The following is a 20,709-nucleotide window of genomic DNA, read 5'->3' on the forward strand; positions in this document are numbered from 1 at the left end:
CTGCCCCCCCGGCTCGCCACGACTTCCGTTCAGACATCATTCAGTCCCAGCTATTCGCACGCATCACGACACTCCTCTCCCTCGCCGTACCACCAACACCGCCACACTTCAGTCCCAGCTATTCGCACGCATCACGACACTCCTCTCCCTCGCCGTACCACCAACACCACCGCACTTCAGTCCCAGCTATTCGCACGCATCACGACACTCCTCTCCCTCGCCGTACCACCAACACCGCCACACTTCAGTCCCAGCTATTCGCACGCATCACGACACTCCTCTCCCTCGCCGTACCACCAACACCGCCACACTTCAGTCCCAGCTATTCGCACGCATCACGACACTCCTCTCCCTCGCCGGATCCTGCCGGTTTACAAGCAGCCTGTCGCACTGGACGGAATATAGGTAGATGTCACATTTGCCCGTCCGCTCCTCGGTGCCCGAACGCTGCTACATTGGTCGCTCTGGGTCTATTGTCCATAGTCCGCCCTAAAAGCTTGTGCGATCGAGCTCCTAGCGGGTGGCTCGTTTCAGCTTGACCAGGTGGAGGCAGGTGCACGTGGCATGAGCCGCGCAGGGCGCTGGTGCAAGGGCTGGGCCCTGTGGGGTTTGCCCGTGCCAGTCCGCGTGCTCGTTGTCGTGGTGAACATCCTGGCGATCACGCTGGCGGTGATCACCGCCTTCTTCGCCCCAGTGGAAAATGTGGACCTCATGCGGTTCGCACTCCTGGCCGGCTGCGCGCTGGGCGCGATCGAACTGACCCGGCACGTTGAGCGCCGCCGGACATTCGCCCACCGTCCACATGTCGCATATATCGACTCGACAGCTGTCTGGATGGTCGCCGCGGTGATCGTGCTGCCGCCGGTCTTGGCCTCGATACTGGTCGTCACCATACGAGTGGTCGTCTGGCTACGGGTGAAGGGCCGCAAAGCGGTGCCGTACCGGTGGATCTACTCCAGCTCCACGGTGTTGTTAGGGGTACAGGCCGCCATTCTGATTCTTGCAGTCGGGCTGCGGTCCTACCCGGGGCTGCCCGGCGGCACGTTCCTCGTCGGCTTGGCCGATCTCGGCGTGATCATGCTGGCTGCCGCCGCCTCATGGGCGGTGAATTTCCTGCTGATCCTGGCAGCGGTCGCCGCATTCAATCCGCAGGCTTCCGTGGCGGACCTGTTCTCGAACTTCAGTGAACAGATCCTCGAGGCCGGTGCGGCCGCGCTGGGCATCCTGGTGGCGATCGTCCTGGTCGCGAATCCCGTCGCCGTGCCGGTGGTTCTCGTGGTTTTGGCCGCGATGCACCGCGGCCTCCTGGTCAGCCAGTACGAGCACGCAGCGCGGATCGACAGCAAGACAGGGCTGGCCACCGCGGGCCGATGGCACGACTTCGCGGAGGACATGCTCGCCCGGGCTCGGCATCATCAGACCAGCCTGGGTGTGCTCATCGTCGATCTTGACCATTTCAAGTCGATCAACGACACCTATGGGCATCCGTTCGGAGACAAGGCCCTTCGAGCCGTCGCAGACGAACTGCGTAGTGAGGTCCGCGAGCTCGACGCTTGCGGACGATGGGGCGGCGAGGAATTCGCCGTTGTGCTGCCGGACGTCGGCACCGAGGACAACGTCCACCGCATCGCCGAGCGCATCCGGCTGCGAATACAGTCCATCTTCCTCGACCCGCCCGCAGGAACCGGAGACGCGGTCAATATCACCGCGTCCGTCGGCGGGGTTTTCCATGAGGCCGACGACACCACGTCGATGGACGACCTCATCCTCGCGGCTGATTCCGCCCTGTACGAGGCGAAGAACGACGGCCGGAACACCGTACGGCTGCGATCGGCAACCGTCGACGATCCCGGCGTTGCAATCCCGCCCGCTCCGGACGCGGCCAACGCCGCCGACCAGGCGATCTCCGAGTAAGTACCCAGGCGCGTAGGGGCGCGGGTTCTCAGACGCCACGGGCCGCAATGAGGAAGCTTGTGGTGCCCCAGCAACAACAAGCTTCCTTATTGCGCCAGCCGGTGACCGTTGACATCCCGATCGTGATGCGGCGTGCTCGGCACCGGCACACTGGGCCGTGGAGATCCTCGAATCTCCCGCGGATGTCCAGGTGCACGTACAGCGCTGACGTGCGGTTCGCTCGTTCACCAGGTCCGATGCACGAGCCGCCCTTCAACGATCGTGGCTGCCACCCGGCCGTCGTCGTCCAGCATCACGACGTCGGCGTCCTTACCCGGCTCCAACGTGCCCTTCCGGTCGGCCACCCCGATGGCCTCGGCGGCGTTACGGCTGACCGAGTCCCACGCGGCGTCGAACGGAAGGTCGTTGGCCGCGCAGTAGGTGCGCAAGCCGACGTCGAGTGTGCTGGTACTCGAACTGATGGTGCCGTCGGCCATCCGCATCGCGCCGTCGCGCACGGTCATCTTCCGGCCCGCGCGAATGTACTCTCCGTCGGCCAGGCCCGCGGCCTTACCCGCGTCGCTGACCAAGATCACGCCGCGTCGGCCCTTCGCCTGCCGGACGAGGCGCAGCACCGCCGGATCGACGTGGATGCCGTCTGCGATCAGCTCGCACGAGATCTGGTCGAGGAGGAGGGCCGCGCCGGCTGCCCCAGGCTCGCGATGGTGCACCCCGCGCATCCCGTTGAATACGTGCGTCACCTGCGAGACACCGGCGTCCGCCGCGGCCAGCATGTCCTCGAACGTGGCGTCGGTATGGCCCGCGGAGACGGCCACACCGCGGTCTCGCAAAGCGGCGACCAGCCCCGCGTTCCCAGGCTGTTCGGGGGCGACGGCCATCAGCCGTACCACACCCGTCGCGAGGAAGGCGTCCAGCTCTTCCCAGTCGGCCTCGCGGATGTATTGCTGCCGGTGCGCGCCCCGGCGGCGACGGCTGATGTACGGGCCCTCCATATGCGCGCCGAGCACGGTGGCGCCGCCGTCGACCGAGCCCTGCTGAGCGGCGATGATCTTCAGGACGTGCAGCGTGTCCTCGCGCGAGGCCGTATAGGTGGTCGGGAGGAAAGCCGTCGTTCCATGCCTGGCCAGGAAGAACGAGACACCGGCCAGCGCGTCCTCGCGGCCCTCCATGATCTCGTGGCCGCCGCCGCCGTGAATGTGGAGGTCGATGAAACCCGGACCGACCCACCTGCGACCGGCATCCAGCTCCGTCGCGTTCGCGGCCGCATGAGCCGGTACCGGGCCGGAACCGAGCGCCGAGATAACGGTGCCGTCGGTCCGCAACCAGCCGGTATCGAATGTCTCGGTGGGTGTGACGATGCGCCCGTTGGTCACCAGCAGCGGCGTCCGAGCCGATCCCGCCGTCGTCATCCTTTCTCCGCGCCGCTTGTCAGGCCGGACACGAGGGCCTTCTGCGCGAACATGAAGACGACGACGATGGGCACGGTGATGGCGATGGAGCCGGCCATGAGGATCGTCGGGGACACCGTCAGCGAATCGCTGAGCTGGTGCACGCCGAGCGACACCGTCCACCGCGGACGGTCGTCCACGAGGAAGAGCAACGCGAAGAGGAACTCGTTCCACGCGATCATGAAGACGTACAGGGCCGTCGCCACGATGCCGGGCATGGCCATCGGGATGACCACCTTCCGGATCGTCTGCAAGCGGGTGCAGCCGTCGATCATCGCTGCTTCCTCGACGGAGGGCGGCACGGCAATGAAGTAGTTACGCAGCATGTACAACGCCACCGGCACCGTCTGCGCGAGGTAGATGATCACCAGGGTGAACAGGGAGCGACGCAAACCCATCCGGGAGAACATCACGAACAGCGGCACCGCGAGCACGATGGTCGGAACCAGGTAGACGGCAAGGAACAGGCCGTTGACCGTGTCCCTCCCGAAGAACCTCAGCCGCACGGCGGCATATGCGCCGAGCACCGAGAAGGTGATGACCAGGACCATGGTGCCGAGCGCCACCATGGCGGAGTTGCCCATGAAGCGCGAGAGCCCGAATCCGCCGTCGCTCTCGGAACGCAACGCGGTTCCATAAGACGACAGATCCCACTCGCCCGGCATGGGGATGACGTTCAGCGGATTGTTGACCACGTCGGTCATCGACCGCATGGACAGGAAGATCCCGTAGAGCAGCGGACCGGCGCACACGAACACGGTCGCCGCGATGATCAGCCAGCGCAGGACCCGGAAGACCTTCGTCTCGATCGCGACCCGGTTCGAGCCGCGCGGCCGGCTCACGGGTTCCCCGGCTACCGGATGATCGCCGGTAGTGGTGGCCTCAGCGCCGGTAGCGGCGCGCGGCAACGCGCTCATCGGTCCACCTCCGCTCGGCTCATCCGGACGTAGACGACGAGGAATCCGAGCAGCACGACGGTCATCACCAGGCCCAGCGCGGAGGCGGTGCCGATGTTCGCGCGGGTCGCCATCTCCTCGTACACGCGCACCGCGATCACCTGGGTGCCCCCGGCACCGCCGGTGAGCAGGTAGATGTCGTTGAAATTCTGGAAGGACCAGATGAACCGCAGCACGCTCAGTAGCGCGATCACGCCGTACAGCTGCGGGGCGATGACGTGCCGGAAGCTCTGCAGCGGCGACGCCCCGTCGATCAGCGCGGCTTCCTCGATATCGGCCTGGGCTGCCTGCAGCCGCGCCATGATGAACAGATAGGCCAGCGGGAATGACTTCCAGATCTCGAACACGACCACAACGAGGAGCGTCATCGGCACGCTCACCCCGCCGATCTCATGACTGACGGTGGCGAGGAACGAGATCGGCGCCTCCCAGCCGAGGAACTCCTGCCCGAAGGCGTTGACGAAGCCGTACTGGGTGTTGAGCAGCGTCTTCCAGATCATCACCGCGGCTACCACCGGCAGGACGAACGGAACCAGCACCAGCCCGCGAACGATAGCCCGCCCACGGAAGGGTTTACGCAGCGCCAGTGCAACGACCAGACCGGTGCCGATGGAGCCGATCGTGGTCAGCGCCGCGTAGATCAGGGTGGTGCGCATCGCGGTCCAGAACCCTGAGCTGGACGTGACCTCGGAGAAGTTGTCCCACGTCAACCGTAGATCGGTCAACGACATCGTGGGGATGTCGATGACGCGAAGATCCTGGAAGGCGAAGAGCAGCGTCGCCCCGAACGGCACCAGGACTACCGCGACCACCACCAGAAAGGTGGGTGTCACCAGCAGCCGCCCCGCGCGGTCCTCACGCCGGGCCATCTCGGAGCGCCGGCGGCGGCGTGTGGGGGCGGTGGCGCCCCCGCGCCACCGCTCGACGCCGGTAGTCATTCTCCGGAGCCTCCGGCCGCCGCCTCCGCCGTCGCTTGCATGGCCTCCGCCACGGACGCCGGGTCCGCGCCCCCGAACAGCGACTGCAGGTCTTCGGCGAGCGCGTTCTGCGCCGCGAGGCTGCCGGCCACCGCCGCGTGCTCGGTGCCCAGACCCCAGCGGGAGAAGCCGTTCGCGCCGTCGACCACCGCGGTGATGACGTCGTCGGAGTACACCTCGTCGAACGGCATCTGGGCCGACGGGTCCGCGCCGAGCGGCTGACTACGCCACTCCCGCACGAAGACGTCCGGGTCCTCCGGTGTTCCGGTCCGTACCGGGATCCGGCCTTCGGTGGCACTGGACAGCAGCTCGATGTAGCCCTCCGACAACGCGTACTCCACCCACAGCTGTGCGGCCTCGGTGTCCGCGCCGCGAGTGATTCCGAGGTTCATGGTCAGGCCGTAGGTGGTGGGAGTCGGGTTGTCCGGCCCGGTGAACAGCCCGACAACACCGGTGTTCTTCGCCAGGTGCTGCGGGTCGTCCGCGCACTCGTCGCAGCTCACCGGGAAGTTCGGATCCAAGCCAGCCAGCTCGTCGAGGAAATGTGACGACCAGAGCGTCATGGCGGCGTCGCCGGCCAGGTAGGCGGCTCGGGTGCTCTCGACGTCCTGGTCTCCGTTGACCGACTCCGCCTGGATCCGCTGGTACTCGGCCAGCGCCGCCGCGCATTGGCCGGAGCTGAGGCTCACCTCGGATCCGGTGAAGAGCTGGCAATCGTTCATCAGGGCCAGCGTCTCCAGCGTCTGAGTCGTGTAGTCCTCACCCGGCGCGGTGCCGAGCACGATCCCCGTGGTGCCGGCGTCGTTCAGAGCCGCGGCCGCGTCGGCGATGTCCTCCAGCGACGACGGCGGCTCGACCCCGGCGTCGTCGAACAGATCACTGCGGTAGTAGAGGAACTGGCCCCAGCCGTCGCTGGGCACCGCCTGCAACTCACCGTCGAGCGTCACCAGATCCACGGCATGCTGGCTGAACGTTTCCGGACCGAGCCGCTCGAAGACCTCCTGGGCCGCATCGGGGTCCAGCAGACCCTGTTCGGCCCACGACGCGGTCTGGTCCGGACGGTGCAGGACGACGTCGGGCATATCACCGGAGGCGGCCCCCGCGACGATGGCCTGATTCGCACCGGCCGCGTCGAGTCCGACGACGTCGACCTCGATACCGGTCTCGGCGGTGAACGCCGCAGCCACCTCCTCCTGGATCGCCAGCCGTTGCGGGGTGGTGTGCGGTGTCCAGAAGACGATCTCGCCGCCTTCCGTGGCGGCGGCGTCGCCGTCGTCGGAACCGCATGCGGCCAGGCCGAGCGCCGCCACGGCGCCGATCGCGGCCAGTGTTCGTGCTGTGCTTCGTATGGTCATGACAGCAACTCCTCTATTGGCCCCGTTTCAACGGGGCCGCGTCCGAAATCGAGCCCCACTCATGCGGCGGGCATCAGGTCGAGATCGACGGGCTGTCCCGTCCGTGCGGACTCTTGAGCGGCCACGACGATCCGCACCAGGCGCAGGCCCGTGTGTCCGTCCGGCTGGGGAGCCACGCCGGTGCGGATCCCGTTGAGAAAGGCATCGAGCAGGCGGGCTTTGGGGCTGTCGCCGTACGGGATCCACATCTCCCGGCGGGCGTTCTCGTCGAACCCGCCGACGCGGGCGGCGTACGGATCGATCCGCATGGTGCCGGCTGTGCCTACCACCTCGAGCGTCACGCCGCCCCAGGTCGGTGCGTGCGGCGGCTGGCTCCACGAGCAGTCGATGGTCGCGACCACGCCGTTGTCGTAGGCGATCGAGACAAGCCCGCCGGTTTCGGTGGCGACGGCCGGGTTGTCCGCGTGCAGGACGCGGTTGCTCACCGCCCGGACCCGCACCGCCTGGCTGCCGAGCAAGCAGTCGAGCAGGTCCGCGACGTGCACCGTGTGGTCGGCGATGGCCCCACCGCCGGCCAGCGCAGGGTCGGTGAACCAGGCACGCCCTGAGGGCAGCCAGCCGTTGTTCGTCCCGGTGGCTCCGAGCACGTCGCCGAGCCGGCCGGCCTCGACCGCCGCGCACAGCGCCTGAAAACTCGGGGCGAATCGCACCGGGAGCGCGGTCATCAAGAACACACCCGCCGCGTCGCACGCGTCGATCATGGCCTGAGCATCGTCGACACTGGTGGCCAGCGGCTTTTCACACAGAACGTGTACACCGGCCGCTGCCGCCCGTTCCACGAGCGGCCGGTGGCGGGCGTTCTCGCTGCACACCACCACGGCGTCGGGCCGCCAGGCGAACAGCTCGTCGTAAGTGTCGACGTAGGGCAGGCCAAGATCAGCGGCCAGCGCGGCGCCGCGCAGCTCGCCCGCCGGGGCGGCGGCAGCGTCCGGATCGGCACACATCAGTTCGACGTCCGGGCGCCCCTGCAATACACCGGCGAAACCGGCGGCATGCAGATGCGCGAACGACATCACGCCGACCCGCAGCGTCCGTCCCCCGTCGTGCAGCGCCTTCTGGCTGGGCATGGTCACCACCCCCCGTTCCAGGTGAGAAACGGCACGGCCTTGCCGGTCCGGATGGACTCCAAGGCGGCCAGCGCCAGATCGACGGCGATGATGCCGTCCCGCGCGTTCAGCCGGGCGGGCGGTCCCCCGCCGATCGCCCGGCTGAACTCCCGCAATTCCCCCAAGAACGGATCCCCTCCGGCCCGGACATCCGGCGCCCCCGCGCCGTCGGGAGTGTTGAGCCGGATGGTGTGCTCGGCCGCGGAGTCGAAGCTCAGCACACCGTGTGTCCCGGACACGTGGTAGCTGGTGGTCAACCGGATTCCTGGTGCGCCCCACGTGCCGGTCACGTGGCTGATGGCGCCGTTGGCGTGGGTCAGCACGGCGTGCGCCGTCGCCGTCGGCGTCCCCTGGTGCTGCGCTTGCGAGGTCACGGCATAAACCTCGGTGACCTCCCCGCAGACCCAGTGGGCGATGTCCAGGTCATGGATCAGCAGGTCGAGGACCACCCCGCCGGATTCCTGCGGATCGGCGAACCACGACGACCATGCCGGGAACGGAGCCGTCCTGCTGTACCGCGCCACCGCGGGCACACCGATCCGGCCCTCGTGGACGGCCGCGCGCATAGCGGCATACTCGGCGCGAAAACGCACGACGTGTGCGGGCAAGAGTTGCCGGCCCTCCTGGTCGGCAAGCCGGGCCATCGCCACGGCGTCATCGTGATGACGGGCCAGCGGCTTCTCGCAGATCACGTCTTTGCCCGCCCGCAGGGCAGTCTCGGCACATACGCGATGTACCGGCGTGGGTGTCACGACGTCGACGACGTCGCAACACTCCAGCAACTCGTCCAGCGACGCGACCGCAGTTCCACCGAATCGTTCGGTCAGCTCGCGCGCGCCGCGCTCCGAATAGACGACCACCTCGGCACCCAGGCTCAACCACGCAGGCAGATGCCTGGTCGCGATGCCGCCAGCACCGATGAGGCCGATCCGAATGCCGCTCATGGGTCTCCCTCGTGTGGAACCGCCCGGGAGGGCGTTGCCACGAGACACTAGACCGATGGACCATTTTTTGGCAAGGCATAGCTCATCTTCGGTGCACATTCGCTGGTCGCGCTAGTATGCCGATGGTCTATGTGAGAGACTTCCCATGGGCGTCGGCAGCAGGTCACGAGGGGAAACGGCATGAGCGGTGAAAGCAAGCGCGAAGCGGTCCGCCGCGCCCTGCTCGACTTGATCGCCGACCTGCCCAATTGGCACCCGCTCCCGCCGGAGCGGCAACTCGCCGAGCAGTTGAACGTCGCCCGGATGACACTGCGCACCGTCATGGATGAGCTCGCCGCCGAGGGTCGCGTCATCCGGCAGCCCGGGCGCGGCGCGTTCGTGTCGTCTCCCAAGCTGAGTTATCCGGCAGAGCTGACGTCGTTCAGCGACTACGTCGAGGGGCGCGGACTCAAAGCCTCCAGCCGCACGGTGGAGTTCAGCATTGCGCCAGCCGGGCCACAGCAAGCCCGCCAGCTTGGTATCTCACCTCGCGACCACGTGGTCCGGGCGGTGCGACTCCGACTGGCCGACGGCGAGCCGATGGCTGTCGAGAGGCTGCACGTCGCCGAAGCCCGGGTGCCCGGCCTCACTGCCGAGGATCTCGAGCAGCACAGCTTCTACGCCATGCTGAAGGAACGCTGGGGGATCACCGTGCACTCAGGCACCCGCGTCACCGAAGCGACATGCACCGATGAGCACGAGTCCGAACTGCTCGGCGTTCCGCTGTACACGCCGGCGTTCCTGTTCGAGCGCACCACCCAGGACGCCGACGCAACGGTGATCGAGTTCGTGTCGTCGGTCTACCGTGGTGACCGCTACCGATTCATCACCAACTTCGGCTCCGCCGGCTCACCGACAACCATCACCGAGACGTACAACACCGCGGCCCCGCCGGGCACCCAACTGTGACGCACGGCGTCGCGGCGTTAGATGCCGGACGCGGTCAATCGTGCGCCTGTCGCCATAGGTGGGCGAACTCGGCCATCCGGTCCGAGTAGCCGTCGAACGATCCGAACCACACGGCCACATGATCGGCACCGGCTTCGGCAAGCCCTGACGCCTCCGCGACGGCAGCGGCCGCCGTCGTGCCCGCGTCCATACTCGTCCGGGTGCCGACCTCGATGGGCCGCTCAGCGCGGCGCCGGAGATCACCGACACGCTCCCGGAATCCAGCCTCGTCGAGCCCCACACCCTGCCAGACGTCGGCGTAGCGAGCGGCTCGACGCAGCGCTGCGCCGGAGGTGCCACCGACCATGATCGGCACTGGCGATGACGGAAGGGGCGCGAATTCCCCGGCGCCGAACCCGTAGTGCTGGCCGTTGAACGGCCCGCGGCCGTGTTCGTGCAAGTGCCGGATCAGCCGGAGGGCCTCGTCCGCGCGGGCACCCCGGTTGGCAAAATCAGCTCCGACGGCGGCGAACTCGACGGCGTCCCACCCGGTGCCGACGCCAAGAGTGAGCCGGCCGGGCGCGAGCCGTTCCAGCGTGGAGGCCTGTTTGGCAAGCAAGAAAGGATCCCGCAACGGCAGCACCAGCACAGATGTCCCGAAGCGGATGCGGCTCGTCGCCGCGGCGATCGCCGTCATCGTGATCAGCGGCTCGTAGACCCCGCCGTAGGTGGTGCCGTACGGCCTGGGCGGAAGAAGGTGGTCGGGTAGCCAAACCATGTCGTACCCGAGATCCTCCGCCGTGCGAGCAAGGCTCACGATGTGCTGCGGCTCCATCCCAACCGATTCGCTGGGCAGGATCGCGTGTAGTGCCGTCGCCATCAGTCAATGATCGTTGGGCGGGTCAACGGACGTCGAACCCGGTCACGCCCTCGACCTGTTCATCCGTCGTGTCCACCTGCCGCACCTGGGCAGACGGCGGGCCCTGCCGAGCCCACGCGACCATGGCTTCGACCCCTTCGGGCTGCCCCTCGAACACGGCCTCGACCGTGCCGTCGGCGTTGTTCCGGACCCAGCCGCCGACGCCGTGCCGAACGGCTTCGCGACGACAGGTGTCCCGGAAGAAGACACCCTGCACCATGCCGTGAACGACCACTCTTCGACGAATCAGCGACGCGCTCATGTCCCCCAGCCTCGCGCAGGAACACCGGCCGCGCCAGAAGTCTGCCCGCATCCGCGCATGTGGAGCTTCTCACTCCTGACTTCAAGGCCTGTCCCCCGTTGCTACCAGCCAGTAACATGTGGCCATGAGCGCCGACTTCGACCTGTACAAGCTCACCGACGAGCACGGAGCGATCCGCGATGCCGTCCGTGACGTATGCGCTACCAAGGTCGCACCCCACGCGGCCGAGGCGGATGAGAACGCCGAGTTCCCGAAAGCCTCCTACGACGCCCTGCGCGCCACTGACTTCCACGCTCCGCACATCCCCGAACAGTACGGCGGGGCCGGTGCCGATGCCCTGGCCACGTGCATCGTCATCGAAGAAGTGGCGCGGGTCTGCGCCTCCAGCTCACTCATTCCCGCGGTGAACAAGCTCGGCACCATGCCCTTGCTCCTCGCCGCAGCCGACGACGTCAAAGACCGCTACCTGCCGCCGGTTGCCAGCGGCGAGGCGATGTTCTCCTACGGCCTCTCCGAGCGCGAGGCAGGCTCGGACACAGCGTCTATGAAGACCAGAGCCGTGCCGGACGGCGATGGCTGGGTTCTGACGGGCCAGAAGTCATGGATCACCAACGCCGGAGTGTCGAAGTACTACACCGTGATGGCCGTGACCGACCCGGAGGCCGGGACACGCGGCATCAGCGCCTTCGTTGTACATGACGATGACGACGGGTTCTCCGTCGGGGCGCTGGAACGCAAGCTCGGCATCAAAGGCTCCCCCACCCGTGAGCTGCTCTTCGACAAATGCCGTATCCCGGGCGACCGCATGGTGGGTGAACCCGGCGAGGGCCTGAAGCTCGCGCTGCGCACCCTGGACCACACCCGGGTCACCATCGGCGCGCAGGCCGTGGGTATCGCCGACGGCGCGCTGGCCGCCGCCACCGACTACGTGAAGGAACGCCAGCAGTTCGGCAAACCCATCTCCGACTTCCAGGGCGTGCAGTTCATGCTGGCCGATATGGCGATGAAGGTCGAGGCCGCCCGCCAGATGGTCTACCGGGCCGCTGCCGCCAGCGAACGCAACGAGCCAAACCTCCCGTTCCTGGGTGCCGCCGCCAAGTGCTTCGCCTCGGATGTCGCCATGGAAGTCACCACCGACGCGGTCCAGCTGTTCGGCGGCTACGGATACACCCGCGACTACCCCGTCGAGCGAATGATGCGCGACGCCAAGATCACCCAGATCTACGAAGGCACCAACCAGATCCAGCGCCTGGTGATGGCGAGGCAGTTGCTGAAGGGGAACGTGTAGCCAGGTCGCGTGGACCGACTTCGATACCGCCAGGTGGCTGAAAACGTCGAATCGGCCCGATAAACCCACCTGGCGGTATCGAAGTCTCCCGGATGGGTGCGGCCGCGGCACGTCAGCCGCACCCATCGCCGGCAGACCTACTCGATGCGGATCGGCGCGATCTCGAACTTGTCGAGGTTGGGAGCCCATTCGCTGTCGAGCACCGGCATACACGGCGCCGGGCAGCCTTCCGCCGTGGCGCTGTTGGCCGGGTCGTTGTACAGCGCGATCTCGTTTGTACCGGCATCGAGCGTGACCGGCACGCCCCTGGCCCACCAGTTGCCCCAGGACCAGGTGTTCTTGAACCAGAATCGGTTGGACTCACCACCGTTGACCGAGATGTCGATCGGCCGGGAGACGATATCGGTGTTGTACGGATGCCCCTCGTCCCGCTCATCGTGGGCGTAGTGGACGACCAGCAGGTGCTCGCCGGCGCGATCGGCCTCCACCTCGAACGTCACCCGGTTCTCCGGTCCCTGCCCCACCCAGCCGACGTAGTGTCCTCCCGACGCGTGGCTGTGGGCTTCGACCGCCGCCGACCCGCCCAGCTCAGCGTCTTCGGCCTCGATCGACTGCACCGGCAGCTCCCCGTCGACGGCCCGGGTCACATTCAGTGCGTCCAGCCGTACCGGCGCTGCTCCGGCCGGCTCGACCGTGACCCGGTTGACACCGGCGGAGAGGAACAGCCGGTGGCTGTCGACGCTCCAGAAGTCACCGCCTGGTGCTGCCCGCAACGTCCCGCCGTCGACCGGACGCCTGTCGAGGCCGATCTCGGCGACGACGGACCCCGGGCGACCGGGACTGTTGTGGCGGAACTCCAGATCGTAGTAGCCGTCCTCCTCGGCGTAGACGGCGAACAACGCCTCGCCACCACGCTTGAGCTCGATGTACCCGGCGCCGGACTGGTCGGGCCGGTCGTACTGGAAGGCGACGTTGCCGCTCGTCTGGGAATTCTCCGCCTCGTACCGGCGGGTCACGGGACCGTCGCTGGTGATCCGTTCCAGGTCGATCCGGTCCAGCGTGGCCTCACCTACAGCCCTGCCCAACTCGGGATGCGACGTCGCCAGGCGGATCTCGTTGGCCCCTTCTTGCAGCTCGATCGTCACATCCTTGCGCGTACGCCACACCCAGCTCATCGTCGCTTCGTAGTCAACGAACTGTGCCTGGTCACCGTTGACGGTCAACACCTGTTGAGACGGCTGGCCCGTCTGGTTGCCGTACATGATGCCCAGCCGGTACTCGCCCGCCTCCGGCACCTCCACCTCGAACGTGACCGAGCTGTCCTCCTGGTTGAGCGAACCGACGTCTCGGTTGCCCGACGCGGCTCCGGTGTTCCAGTTCTGCGGCGTGCCCTGCGTGTAGACCTGGCCCGATTCGATAGTGGCATCTTCGGCCTCGTAGGAAGCCCGCCACGGCAGATCCGGAGCTTCCCGGGTGCCGTTGCCGCCCGGCGACACCACGATCTCGTAGGCCGCCATCAGGTCGACGTTCGGACCACCGTCACCGTGAACGCCGAGCCCACGGACGGGCACCGTGACTGTTCCGCCGTCGACCACGAAGTCCTCCTCGAGAAGAACCACCGGCGGTGGCGCATCGGAGTTCTGCCCACTCCAGGTGGTCGCCGAAAGCGCGACGTGCACGGTGTCGCCGAACAGGTCCGTGTCGACGTTGTCGAGCACGACGTCGAAATCGCCGGCTGTACCACCCGCCACCACCCGCGCCTGACGACGCTCGTCGTCCACCACCCCGATGGCGTCGAGGGCGTCAAGGCTCGTGGTGTCCGGCCGGGTCACCTGAACTGTCTCGCCGCCGTGCAGGTCCGCGTACATCTTGTAGAACCACCACCCGCCACCCGGCTTGTTGGTCTGCACGACGTCGCCGGCGAGCCCCCCTGCGGCGGTCCAGTAGGCCTTGCCGCCCGCTGCGACCTTCGCCTCCTCGAACATGGCCACCCACTGGATCAGCTGGCCCGGAACGGTCAGATCCCGGTTACCGCCGTACTCGTTGATGTCGATCGGCCGAGCGGTGATGCCGAACTCCTGCTCCAGACCGCGGTAGATCTCGTAGGTGTTGCGGAAGTAGTTCGAGCTCGACGGCTCCAAGCTGTTCGACGGCAGTTGATGCCAGGCGGTGATGTCCGGCAGGACGTCGTTGTCGCGCGCGAAAGTGAGAAAGTCCCGGTAGTTGCGCTCTCGGAACGTCGCGTCGTTCATGCCGACGACGCGCGCTCCGGGATGATTCTCCCGGATGTATTCCACGGCGGTCTTCCAGTGCTCGAGGAACACAGCCATCCGCTGCTGATAGAGAGCATTGTTACCGGTACCCAGCCCGTACCAGATGTGATCCGGCTCGTTGAATGGCACGTAGACGAACCGGTCCGCATGCGGGCTGTCCACGACCTGATCGACCACCCACGCCAGCTTCTCCATGTAGACGTCGAAGCAGACGTCGTTACATGGGACCACTCCGCCCGGGTTCTCGTATTCCCATTCCTCGAACATGTCCTGCACGTAGATCTGGATGTACTCGCCACCGGTTCGGAAGAACGGCTCAGCCACCACAAGCGAGTCACCGTTGGGGTGCTGGGCGCCGGCCGGCGGCTTCTGGGCGATGCTGTGCATCCGCAGCGGTTCGAGAGTGTTGTCGCTGGGGACGCCGTCGTCGCTCAGGCCGTACAGGACACCGCTACCTGCGCCGAAGAACTCGCCGGTGCGCTGACCAAGATCCACGCGCAGCTCTTGGGCTCCGTCCGCCCGGGCTTCTTGCTGGGACGTGGTCACCGCGGTGACTGTACCGGCCACGACGCTCAACGTCGCGACCAGAGTGATCCATCTTCGCATGTCTTCTCCATTTCGCGTTCCATCGGACAGACAACGGCTCCCCTGGTACTGCGCGAGACCCTCCCTTCACGGTTGTTGGTCGGCGGGCATGCCCTCGCCCCACGTGCGCCGTCAGCCACTCACTTGACGGCGCCGCTGGTGATGCCCGAGATGATGCGCCGCTGCGCCACGACGAACACCACGACCAGCGGCAGGCTCATGACGACGACGTAGGTGAAAATGAGATGCCAGTTGTTGAGGTATAGGCCGGCGCTGGCCACCTGGAACAGGTTCAGTGGCAGCGTGTCGATGCGCCCGCCGATGACGAAGAACGCGTAGAAGACGTCGTTCCATACGTACAGGCAGATGAGGATCGTTGCGGTGGCCAGGACCGGGCGCAGTAGCGGCAGGATGATCCGGCCGAATACCTTGACCGGGCCCGCACCGTCCACCCTGGCCGCTTCCTCCAGCTGCGTCGGAATGGTGCGGATGAAACCGGTCACGAAGAAGACAACCGTGGACATGTAGATGCCCATGTAGACGCCGATCATCCCGACGGCGGTACCGGCGAGACCGAGCTGACGCAACAGCAACACGATCGTCACCACGGCGGGCGGCAACACGATTCCGCTGATCGCCCCGGCGTAGAGGACCGAGAAGAACCGGCTACTGCGGCGAGCCAGGATCCACGCGGCCATGGACCCGAGCACCAGCACTCCGAATACGGCCGGCACCATCACGAGCATGCTCCCGGCGAATGCCGCGGGCACCCGACCGCGGTCCCACACCTCGCCGATGTTGTCGAGCAGGTGCCACTCGGTCGGCAGGGAGAAGTCCGGCGTGAGCGCCTCGCCTTGGGATTTCCCGGCGGTCGCGACGACGAGCCACAACGGCACACCGATGAGCACCACCACGAGGATGACGACGACGACCGGCTGCAGCCGCGCCGCGATCCCACGGGCTTCGGACCGGGTCGACGTCCTCCGCCTTTGCGGGCCGGTGCGGGGCTCGGCGACTGTAGCGCTCACAGCACCTCCTCCCGTTTGCGCAGAGTCCGGATCAACGGGAAGGCCAGCAACACGACCGTCAGGAACAGGATTAGGCTCATCGTCGTGGCCTGGGCGAACAAACCCTGGCCGAATGTCCGGTAGATGAAGATGTTGAGGATCTCGGTGGTGCGGGCCGGGCCGCCCTCGGTGGTGGCCTGGACGATGTCGAAGCCGTTCATCGAGCCGAGCAGAGCGGTGGCCACGCTGAATGTCACGGCCGGCGCCAGCAAGGGGAACCGCACTGCCCAGAACGCCTTCCACGCAGACGCGCCGTCGATCCGGGCAGCTTCGAGAATGTCCTCCGGCATGGTCTTGAGCCCGGCCAGGTAGATCAGCATGGACAGGCCCATCCATTTCCACGCGTGGATCAACGCGACGACGACGATCGTCCAGGTGGTGTCGCCCAACCAGGCAATGGTGACGTCGGTGCCCAGTACGGCGCCCACCGCACCGTTGAGCGCGCCGTCGGGCTTGAGCAGTGCCTGGAAGATGTAGCCGACCGCCAACGCGGACATCACCACCGGGATGAAGAAGCAGACCCGCGCGAACCTGTTCAACCGGGTGTCGCGCTCGAGGAGGACCGCCAGCGCAAGGCCGAACACGTTCTGGAAGATCGCGACCAGCAACGCGTAGACCAGGGTGATCCGCAGCGAGCCGAACAGGGTGCCGGTGACGGTGAGGTCCCGGAAGTTCTTGAACCCCACGAAGTCGATCTCGCTCTTGAACCCCGACCAATCGGTGAAGGCGTAGACGAAGTTGAACAGCGTGGGAAGGAAGAAGAAGATTCCGAGCACCGCAAATGCGGGAACGAGAAACAGCCCCGGGTGATTGGCACGCTCACGCCTACTCTGACCGCCCTGACCACCTGGCCGGCCACGCCGGGCCGGAGACCGCCCGGACCGCCGATCATCCCCGCGCACCGCGATGTCCGCGTCACCTGCGACAGCCATCTGCCTAGAAGCCCTCCGCGCCGGCCGCCTGTGCCAGCTGCGCGAACTGCGCCTGTGTCGCGGCGGCCACCTCCTCGGGGGTCATGGCGCCGTTCAGCATGTCGGCCAGGTTCAGATACAGGTCCGGGTTGGCCACAGCCAGGGCTTGCATCGACCCCACCGAGTCCGACAGCGAGGCGTGCACATCGAGCAGCGCGTCGGGAACCCCACTGGGGGTGGCGACATCCGGCTTAAGGGAAACCGTTTCGCGCTCGTTGACGAAGTCCTCGTAGTACGGGCCCATCCAGAAGGCGAGGAACTGCTTGGCCGCCTGCTCGCGTTCCTCGTCCCCGGTCCGGAACGCGACAAGCGCATTGGCCTGATCGGGAATGAAGGTGGCGACGTTGCCAGACGGCGAGATGGGGAAGAAGCCGATCTTCTCGTTCAGTTCCTCACCCGTGGCTTTCGCCTGGAGCTGCCCGAAGAACGTGTTCACCTGAACCACCATCGCGGCATCCCCAGCGAGCAGAGCGTCACCCTGGTCCTCGAAGGTGGCCGTCGTGATGTCGTCGTTGAACAGCCCTTCCTCGACCAGATCCTGGTAGGTCTCGATGGCGCTGAGCACGGTCTCGTCCTCGAACGACTCTTCGTTGGCGTTGATCCGATCCCACAGGCCGTCGCGTGCGGCGTCGGCGAGTTGCACCTGCACCCACCACTGGGTGGCCCACCTGTCACCACCCATCTCATAGAAGGGTGTGACACCCTCGTCGGCCAGTGTCCGGGCGACGTCGACCATCTCGTCGAAGTTCGACGGCAGCTCGGTGATCCCGTACTCGTCGAAGATCTCCTTGTTGTAGTAGACGCCTTCCACCCCCGGGCTGGTGATCAGCGCCGCATACCGGGTTCCGTCGAGCATGCCGGTGATGTCCTGCAACGTCGGCTCGAGCTCGTCGATCCAGGGAGCGTCGTCGAGAGATTGCAGATTGGTCGGCGCATTGATCGCCGTCAGCATCGAAGCTGTCGGCTGCCAGAACGCGAGATCCGGCTTGTCACCGGTCGCGACCCGGGTCTGAATGCTCTGTTCATAAGGGTCGGGCACGGTGACGATGTCGATAGAGGCGCCGGTCTCCGCCTCGAACGCCTCCGCCACCTCCACCGGGATCATGTTGCTGTTCTGTGCTGCCCAGATGCTCAGCTCGACGCCGTCGAGCTCGGCCGCCGGATCGATCTCGGCGCCGTTGACGTCCGGTTCGGTCCCGCCGTCGTCGCCAGAATCGACCGCCGGGTCACTGCATCCTGCTACCACGAGCGCCATGGCCGTAGCCACCGCCGCTCCAATCAAGGGTTTCCTCATCGAACTCCCCATTCGTCGGTGGATGGTTCGTCTGGGTGGACGGGTTCGTCTGGGTGGACGGTTCGTCGTGGTCACAGCCTCGTGGCCGTGAGCTTGATCAGTCGCGCGGTGGGTTCCGGGCCGTCCGTCGTCGCGGACAACACACCGAGCTGGGAATCCCAGGTCAATTCCCAACCTGGGAGGTTTGCCGGGAAGACGACGTCGGTGTGGACCGCCCTTCCCTTCAGGTGCGGCAGCTCGAGCGAGATGTCCCGCTCGGAGCTGTCACGCCGCCATACGGCCACGTAGGTGCTGTCGGTGTCGTCACCAGCTGTCTCGAGGCCGAGGGCGACCCAGGGGTCGTCCCAGCGCGGCAGCCCCAACGGCCACACGGGCACTGCCGTCGCGAGTTGGTGCCGGATGTCACGGTGGAGCGTCACAGCCTGCCTGACCAGGGCTGCCTGCTCGGCCGTCATCCGGTTCAGGTGCCCGGTGAGATACAACCGGCCGGCCAACCCGGTGACCAGGGTGAAGACCATCTGCTCGGCCGACATCTCCGGTTGGGGATAGGCCCAGTTGCCGGCCTGTTCGGGCAGTATCGACATCGGGGCCGCTGCAGCGATCGGTGCGTAACGCAACGGATCACGCTGGTCGCTGGTCGACTGCAGGTGCAGCCGGGAGAGCATCGCGTAGTCCATCCGCATGGCGCCCGACGCACAGTTCTCGATGACGAGACCGGGGTGCCGGTCGAGGATGTCGTCGAGCCAGGCGAGGAAGGCACGGTTGTGCCCCAGCAGGCCGTCACCCGGCGCGGAGGCCTTGACCTCCGTGCCCACGCCGGGATTGATGTTGTAGTCCAGCTTGAAATAGCCGACCCCCATCTCGTCGACGAGCCGGTCGACCACCGAGGTGAGGTGCGCCGCGGCCGCCGGATGCCTGAAGTCAAGGTGGTATCGCCCGTGTTCGATCTGCCGCCGGCCGCCGCGCTGAAAGAATGCCTCGTCGGGAAGGCGCTCGGCGACGGGGCTTCGCACCCCCACGACCTCGGGCTCCAGCCAGAGCCCAGGCACCATGCCGGCGCCGCGGATGTGCTCGATCACTTCACTCAAACCGCCCGGGAACCGAGCGTCGGATGGCTCCCATGCGCCGACGGCGTCCCACCAGTCCCCGTCGCCGTACCAGCCGGCATCAATGCAGAAGTACTCCGCTCCTACACCGGCCGCGGCGTCGATCAGCGGCAGCAGCCTGGCCGTGCTCGGATCACCCATCAGGGTGTTCATGTAGTCGTTGAAGACCACGGGCAAGGTGTCGCGCGCCGGGTGGGGGCGCAGGATGGACCGCCGATACGTCGTCATCGCTGCCACCGCGCCCGGCATCCCTTCGTCGGACGCCGCCAGCGCAACCGGCACGGAGACGAACTCGTCACCGGGCTCGAGTACGTGCTGCCACTGATGGTCGAGGTCCGTCGGGCCGGTAGCGAACAGGTACACACCGGCGCGGCTCTCGCCGACTTCCCAGCGCCACGCTCCGTTGTGCTCCACCTGCCATGCCAGCGACGCGTGGGTGACGCGATCGACCAGCACGCCGTTGGGCAGCGACGCCCCAGTTGACCACGAGCCCTGGCTGACCGCGGCGACGCAGCCCCTGGGATCGGCGTCGTGCAGGCTGAGATCGAGATCCGGTAGTCGCGCCGGGCGCAGCGGCCCGGCGCTCCAAGCCCCTTCGCCGAGCCAGTCGTTACGTCCCCGATAGAGCTCGAGATCGTCCGGCGTGACGACACCGGACGGGAACGACGTGGCGGCGAATGAGCTCACCGCGTGCAGAGTCACCGGCTGATCTCCGGCCGCCCGCACCCGGGTCCATGTCCGCACCGCGGGCAGACCGTCGACGGTGCTGAACACGACGTCCACAGACAGGCCGGTGAATTCGTCCTGGGAAGTGATGTGCAGCTCGGACCAGGCGCCGTTGGCGATCTCGCGGTGCCCGGTGTAGCGCAGCCGCTGACCGGCGGACGTGCCGACCGACCGGGTACCCGACCAAGTCCCACCCTGGCCGGCGACGCGTAACTCGACTAGCGGCTGGCCGGGCGGGCCGTTGTCGCCCGGATCGTCACCGCGGCCGGGACCCAGGTGCACCAGGCGTGGCGGCCCGTCTTCGGGAGCGACCACCGTCAGGGCAAGTGCCGAGTGGGCCCAGCGGACGATGGTGTCGTTCGAGCGGGTTGTCGGCACGGTGGCGCCCTCCAAAGGAAGCCGGCGGAGTTGACTTGTTAACGCTCACAGATGACGTGTACCGAAAATGATAAGGTTTTCAGAACACGTGTCAACCGCGTTAACCATGATCATTGGCCTTTGCCCCCATGATCATGTGGCCAAAGGCCAATG

The 20,709-nt window shown here is 66.8% G+C and carries 16 protein-coding genes; 3 read left to right on the forward strand and 13 right to left on the reverse strand.

The genetic code is table 11. The features are described 5' to 3' along the window. Window positions 1-564 precede the first annotated feature (564 nt). Complete coding sequence (locus tag F7O44_RS10220) at window positions 565-1,914, forward strand: GGDEF domain-containing protein (protein WP_162450155.1); 1,350 nt, start codon at window positions 565-567, stop codon at window positions 1,912-1,914. A 224-nt stretch (window positions 1,915-2,138) separates the two neighbouring features. Here F7O44_RS10220 and nagA read toward each other — a convergent pair whose 3' ends face one another. The 6 genes from nagA to F7O44_RS10250 all read right to left on the reverse strand — a co-directional run bounded on the left by nagA (window position 2,139) and on the right by F7O44_RS10250 (window position 8,859). Then, window positions 2,139-3,323, reverse strand: coding sequence for an N-acetylglucosamine-6-phosphate deacetylase (gene nagA, locus F7O44_RS10225; RefSeq protein WP_162450156.1), 1,185 nt, complete (start codon window positions 3,321-3,323; stop codon window positions 2,139-2,141). Further along, entirely contained in the window at window positions 3,320-4,204 is an 885-nt protein-coding gene (locus F7O44_RS10230; protein WP_425501385.1) for a carbohydrate ABC transporter permease, read from the reverse strand. Before F7O44_RS10230 ends, nagA begins: the two co-directional genes overlap by 4 nt. Window positions 4,205-4,275: 71 nt before the next feature. Then, the gene (locus F7O44_RS10235) at window positions 4,276-5,256 is read right to left on the reverse strand and encodes a carbohydrate ABC transporter permease (RefSeq protein ID WP_162450158.1); all 981 of its coding nucleotides are present in this window, start codon (window positions 5,254-5,256) and stop codon (window positions 4,276-4,278) included. Then, entirely contained in the window at window positions 5,253-6,650 is a 1,398-nt protein-coding gene (locus F7O44_RS10240) for an ABC transporter substrate-binding protein (protein ID WP_162450159.1), read from the reverse strand. The genes F7O44_RS10235 and F7O44_RS10240 overlap by 4 nt, the downstream gene beginning before the upstream one ends. 59 nt (window positions 6,651-6,709) lie before the next feature. Continuing rightward, window positions 6,710-7,777, reverse strand: coding sequence for a Gfo/Idh/MocA family protein (locus F7O44_RS10245; protein ID WP_162450160.1), 1,068 nt, complete (start codon window positions 7,775-7,777; stop codon window positions 6,710-6,712). Between the two features lie 2 nt (window positions 7,778-7,779). Then, a complete protein-coding gene (locus F7O44_RS10250; protein WP_281353504.1) occupies window positions 7,780-8,859 on the reverse strand; it encodes a Gfo/Idh/MocA family protein in 1,080 nt (359 codons plus the stop codon). 81 nt (window positions 8,860-8,940) lie between these two features. On the opposite strand from F7O44_RS10250, the gene F7O44_RS10255 reads away from it, so the two are divergent. Beyond that, entirely contained in the window at window positions 8,941-9,708 is a 768-nt protein-coding gene (locus F7O44_RS10255; RefSeq protein ID WP_162450162.1) for a GntR family transcriptional regulator, read from the forward strand. Window positions 9,709-9,742: 34 nt separating this feature from the next. On the opposite strand, the gene F7O44_RS10260 is transcribed toward F7O44_RS10255, so the two are convergent. Continuing rightward, window positions 9,743-10,567, reverse strand: a complete 825-nt coding sequence (locus F7O44_RS10260) for a TIGR03619 family F420-dependent LLM class oxidoreductase (protein ID WP_162450163.1) — start codon at window positions 10,565-10,567, stop codon at window positions 9,743-9,745. A 22-nt stretch (window positions 10,568-10,589) separates the two neighbouring features. Continuing rightward, window positions 10,590-10,868 carry an acylphosphatase gene (locus F7O44_RS10265; RefSeq protein WP_162450164.1) on the reverse strand — a complete coding sequence of 93 codons (279 nt, stop codon included), beginning with the start codon at window positions 10,866-10,868 and terminating at the stop codon, window positions 10,590-10,592. A gap of 124 nt (window positions 10,869-10,992) precedes the next feature. Between F7O44_RS10265 and F7O44_RS10270 the strand changes: the two genes are divergently transcribed. Beyond that, window positions 10,993-12,156 (forward strand): acyl-CoA dehydrogenase family protein, encoded by a 1,164-nt coding sequence (locus F7O44_RS10270; protein WP_162450165.1) that lies wholly within the window; start codon window positions 10,993-10,995, stop codon window positions 12,154-12,156. Between the two features lie 137 nt (window positions 12,157-12,293). Here the strand turns inward: F7O44_RS10270 and F7O44_RS10275 are convergent, their stop codons facing one another. The 5 genes from F7O44_RS10275 to F7O44_RS31040 form a co-directional block, all read right to left on the reverse strand. Continuing rightward, the gene (locus tag F7O44_RS10275; RefSeq protein ID WP_162450166.1) at window positions 12,294-15,035 is read right to left on the reverse strand and encodes a CBM35 domain-containing protein; all 2,742 of its coding nucleotides are present in this window, start codon (window positions 15,033-15,035) and stop codon (window positions 12,294-12,296) included. Window positions 15,036-15,154: 119 nt separating this feature from the next. Further along, the gene (locus F7O44_RS30220; RefSeq protein WP_162450502.1) at window positions 15,155-15,967 is read right to left on the reverse strand and encodes an ABC transporter permease subunit; all 813 of its coding nucleotides are present in this window, start codon (window positions 15,965-15,967) and stop codon (window positions 15,155-15,157) included. Between the two features lie 71 nt (window positions 15,968-16,038). Continuing rightward, window positions 16,039-17,013, reverse strand: a complete 975-nt coding sequence (locus tag F7O44_RS10285) for a carbohydrate ABC transporter permease (protein WP_162450167.1) — start codon at window positions 17,011-17,013, stop codon at window positions 16,039-16,041. A 4-nt stretch (window positions 17,014-17,017) separates the two neighbouring features. Then, window positions 17,018-18,346, reverse strand: coding sequence for an ABC transporter substrate-binding protein (locus F7O44_RS10290; RefSeq protein ID WP_162450168.1), 1,329 nt, complete (start codon window positions 18,344-18,346; stop codon window positions 17,018-17,020). A 71-nt stretch (window positions 18,347-18,417) separates the two neighbouring features. Continuing rightward, window positions 18,418-20,556, reverse strand: coding sequence for a glycoside hydrolase family 36 protein (locus tag F7O44_RS31040; RefSeq protein WP_222851242.1), 2,139 nt, complete (start codon window positions 20,554-20,556; stop codon window positions 18,418-18,420). Window positions 20,557-20,709 lie beyond the last annotated feature (153 nt).

Origin of the sequence: Phytoactinopolyspora mesophila (assembly GCF_010122465.1) — a bacterium.
Lineage (GTDB): Bacteria > Actinomycetota > Actinomycetes > Jiangellales > Jiangellaceae > Phytoactinopolyspora > Phytoactinopolyspora mesophila.

Excerpts from the sequence above, each read along its gene's own strand:
- F7O44_RS10220 (WP_162450155.1), top strand. The coding sequence starts at position 565 with ATGAGCCGCGCAGGGCGCTGGTGCAAGGGCTGGGCCCTGTGGGGTTTG.
- nagA (WP_162450156.1), bottom strand. The coding sequence starts at position 3,323 with ATGACGACGGCGGGATCGGCTCGGACGCCGCTGCTGGTGACCAACGGG.
- F7O44_RS10235 (WP_162450158.1), bottom strand. The coding sequence starts at position 5,256 with ATGACTACCGGCGTCGAGCGGTGGCGCGGGGGCGCCACCGCCCCCACA.
- F7O44_RS10240 (WP_162450159.1), bottom strand. The coding sequence starts at position 6,650 with ATGACCATACGAAGCACAGCACGAACACTGGCCGCGATCGGCGCCGTG.
- F7O44_RS10245 (WP_162450160.1), bottom strand. The coding sequence starts at position 7,777 with ATGCCCAGCCAGAAGGCGCTGCACGACGGGGGACGGACGCTGCGGGTC.
- F7O44_RS10250 (WP_281353504.1), bottom strand. The coding sequence starts at position 8,859 with ATGTGCACCGAAGATGAGCTATGCCTTGCCAAAAAATGGTCCATCGGT.
- F7O44_RS10255 (WP_162450162.1), top strand. The coding sequence starts at position 8,941 with ATGAGCGGTGAAAGCAAGCGCGAAGCGGTCCGCCGCGCCCTGCTCGAC.
- F7O44_RS10260 (WP_162450163.1), bottom strand. The coding sequence starts at position 10,567 with ATGGCGACGGCACTACACGCGATCCTGCCCAGCGAATCGGTTGGGATG.
- F7O44_RS10265 (WP_162450164.1), bottom strand. The coding sequence starts at position 10,868 with ATGAGCGCGTCGCTGATTCGTCGAAGAGTGGTCGTTCACGGCATGGTG.
- F7O44_RS10270 (WP_162450165.1), top strand. The coding sequence starts at position 10,993 with ATGAGCGCCGACTTCGACCTGTACAAGCTCACCGACGAGCACGGAGCG.
- F7O44_RS10275 (WP_162450166.1), bottom strand. The coding sequence starts at position 15,035 with ATGCGAAGATGGATCACTCTGGTCGCGACGTTGAGCGTCGTGGCCGGT.
- F7O44_RS10285 (WP_162450167.1), bottom strand. The coding sequence starts at position 17,013 with ATGGCTGTCGCAGGTGACGCGGACATCGCGGTGCGCGGGGATGATCGG.
- F7O44_RS10290 (WP_162450168.1), bottom strand. The coding sequence starts at position 18,346 with ATGAGGAAACCCTTGATTGGAGCGGCGGTGGCTACGGCCATGGCGCTC.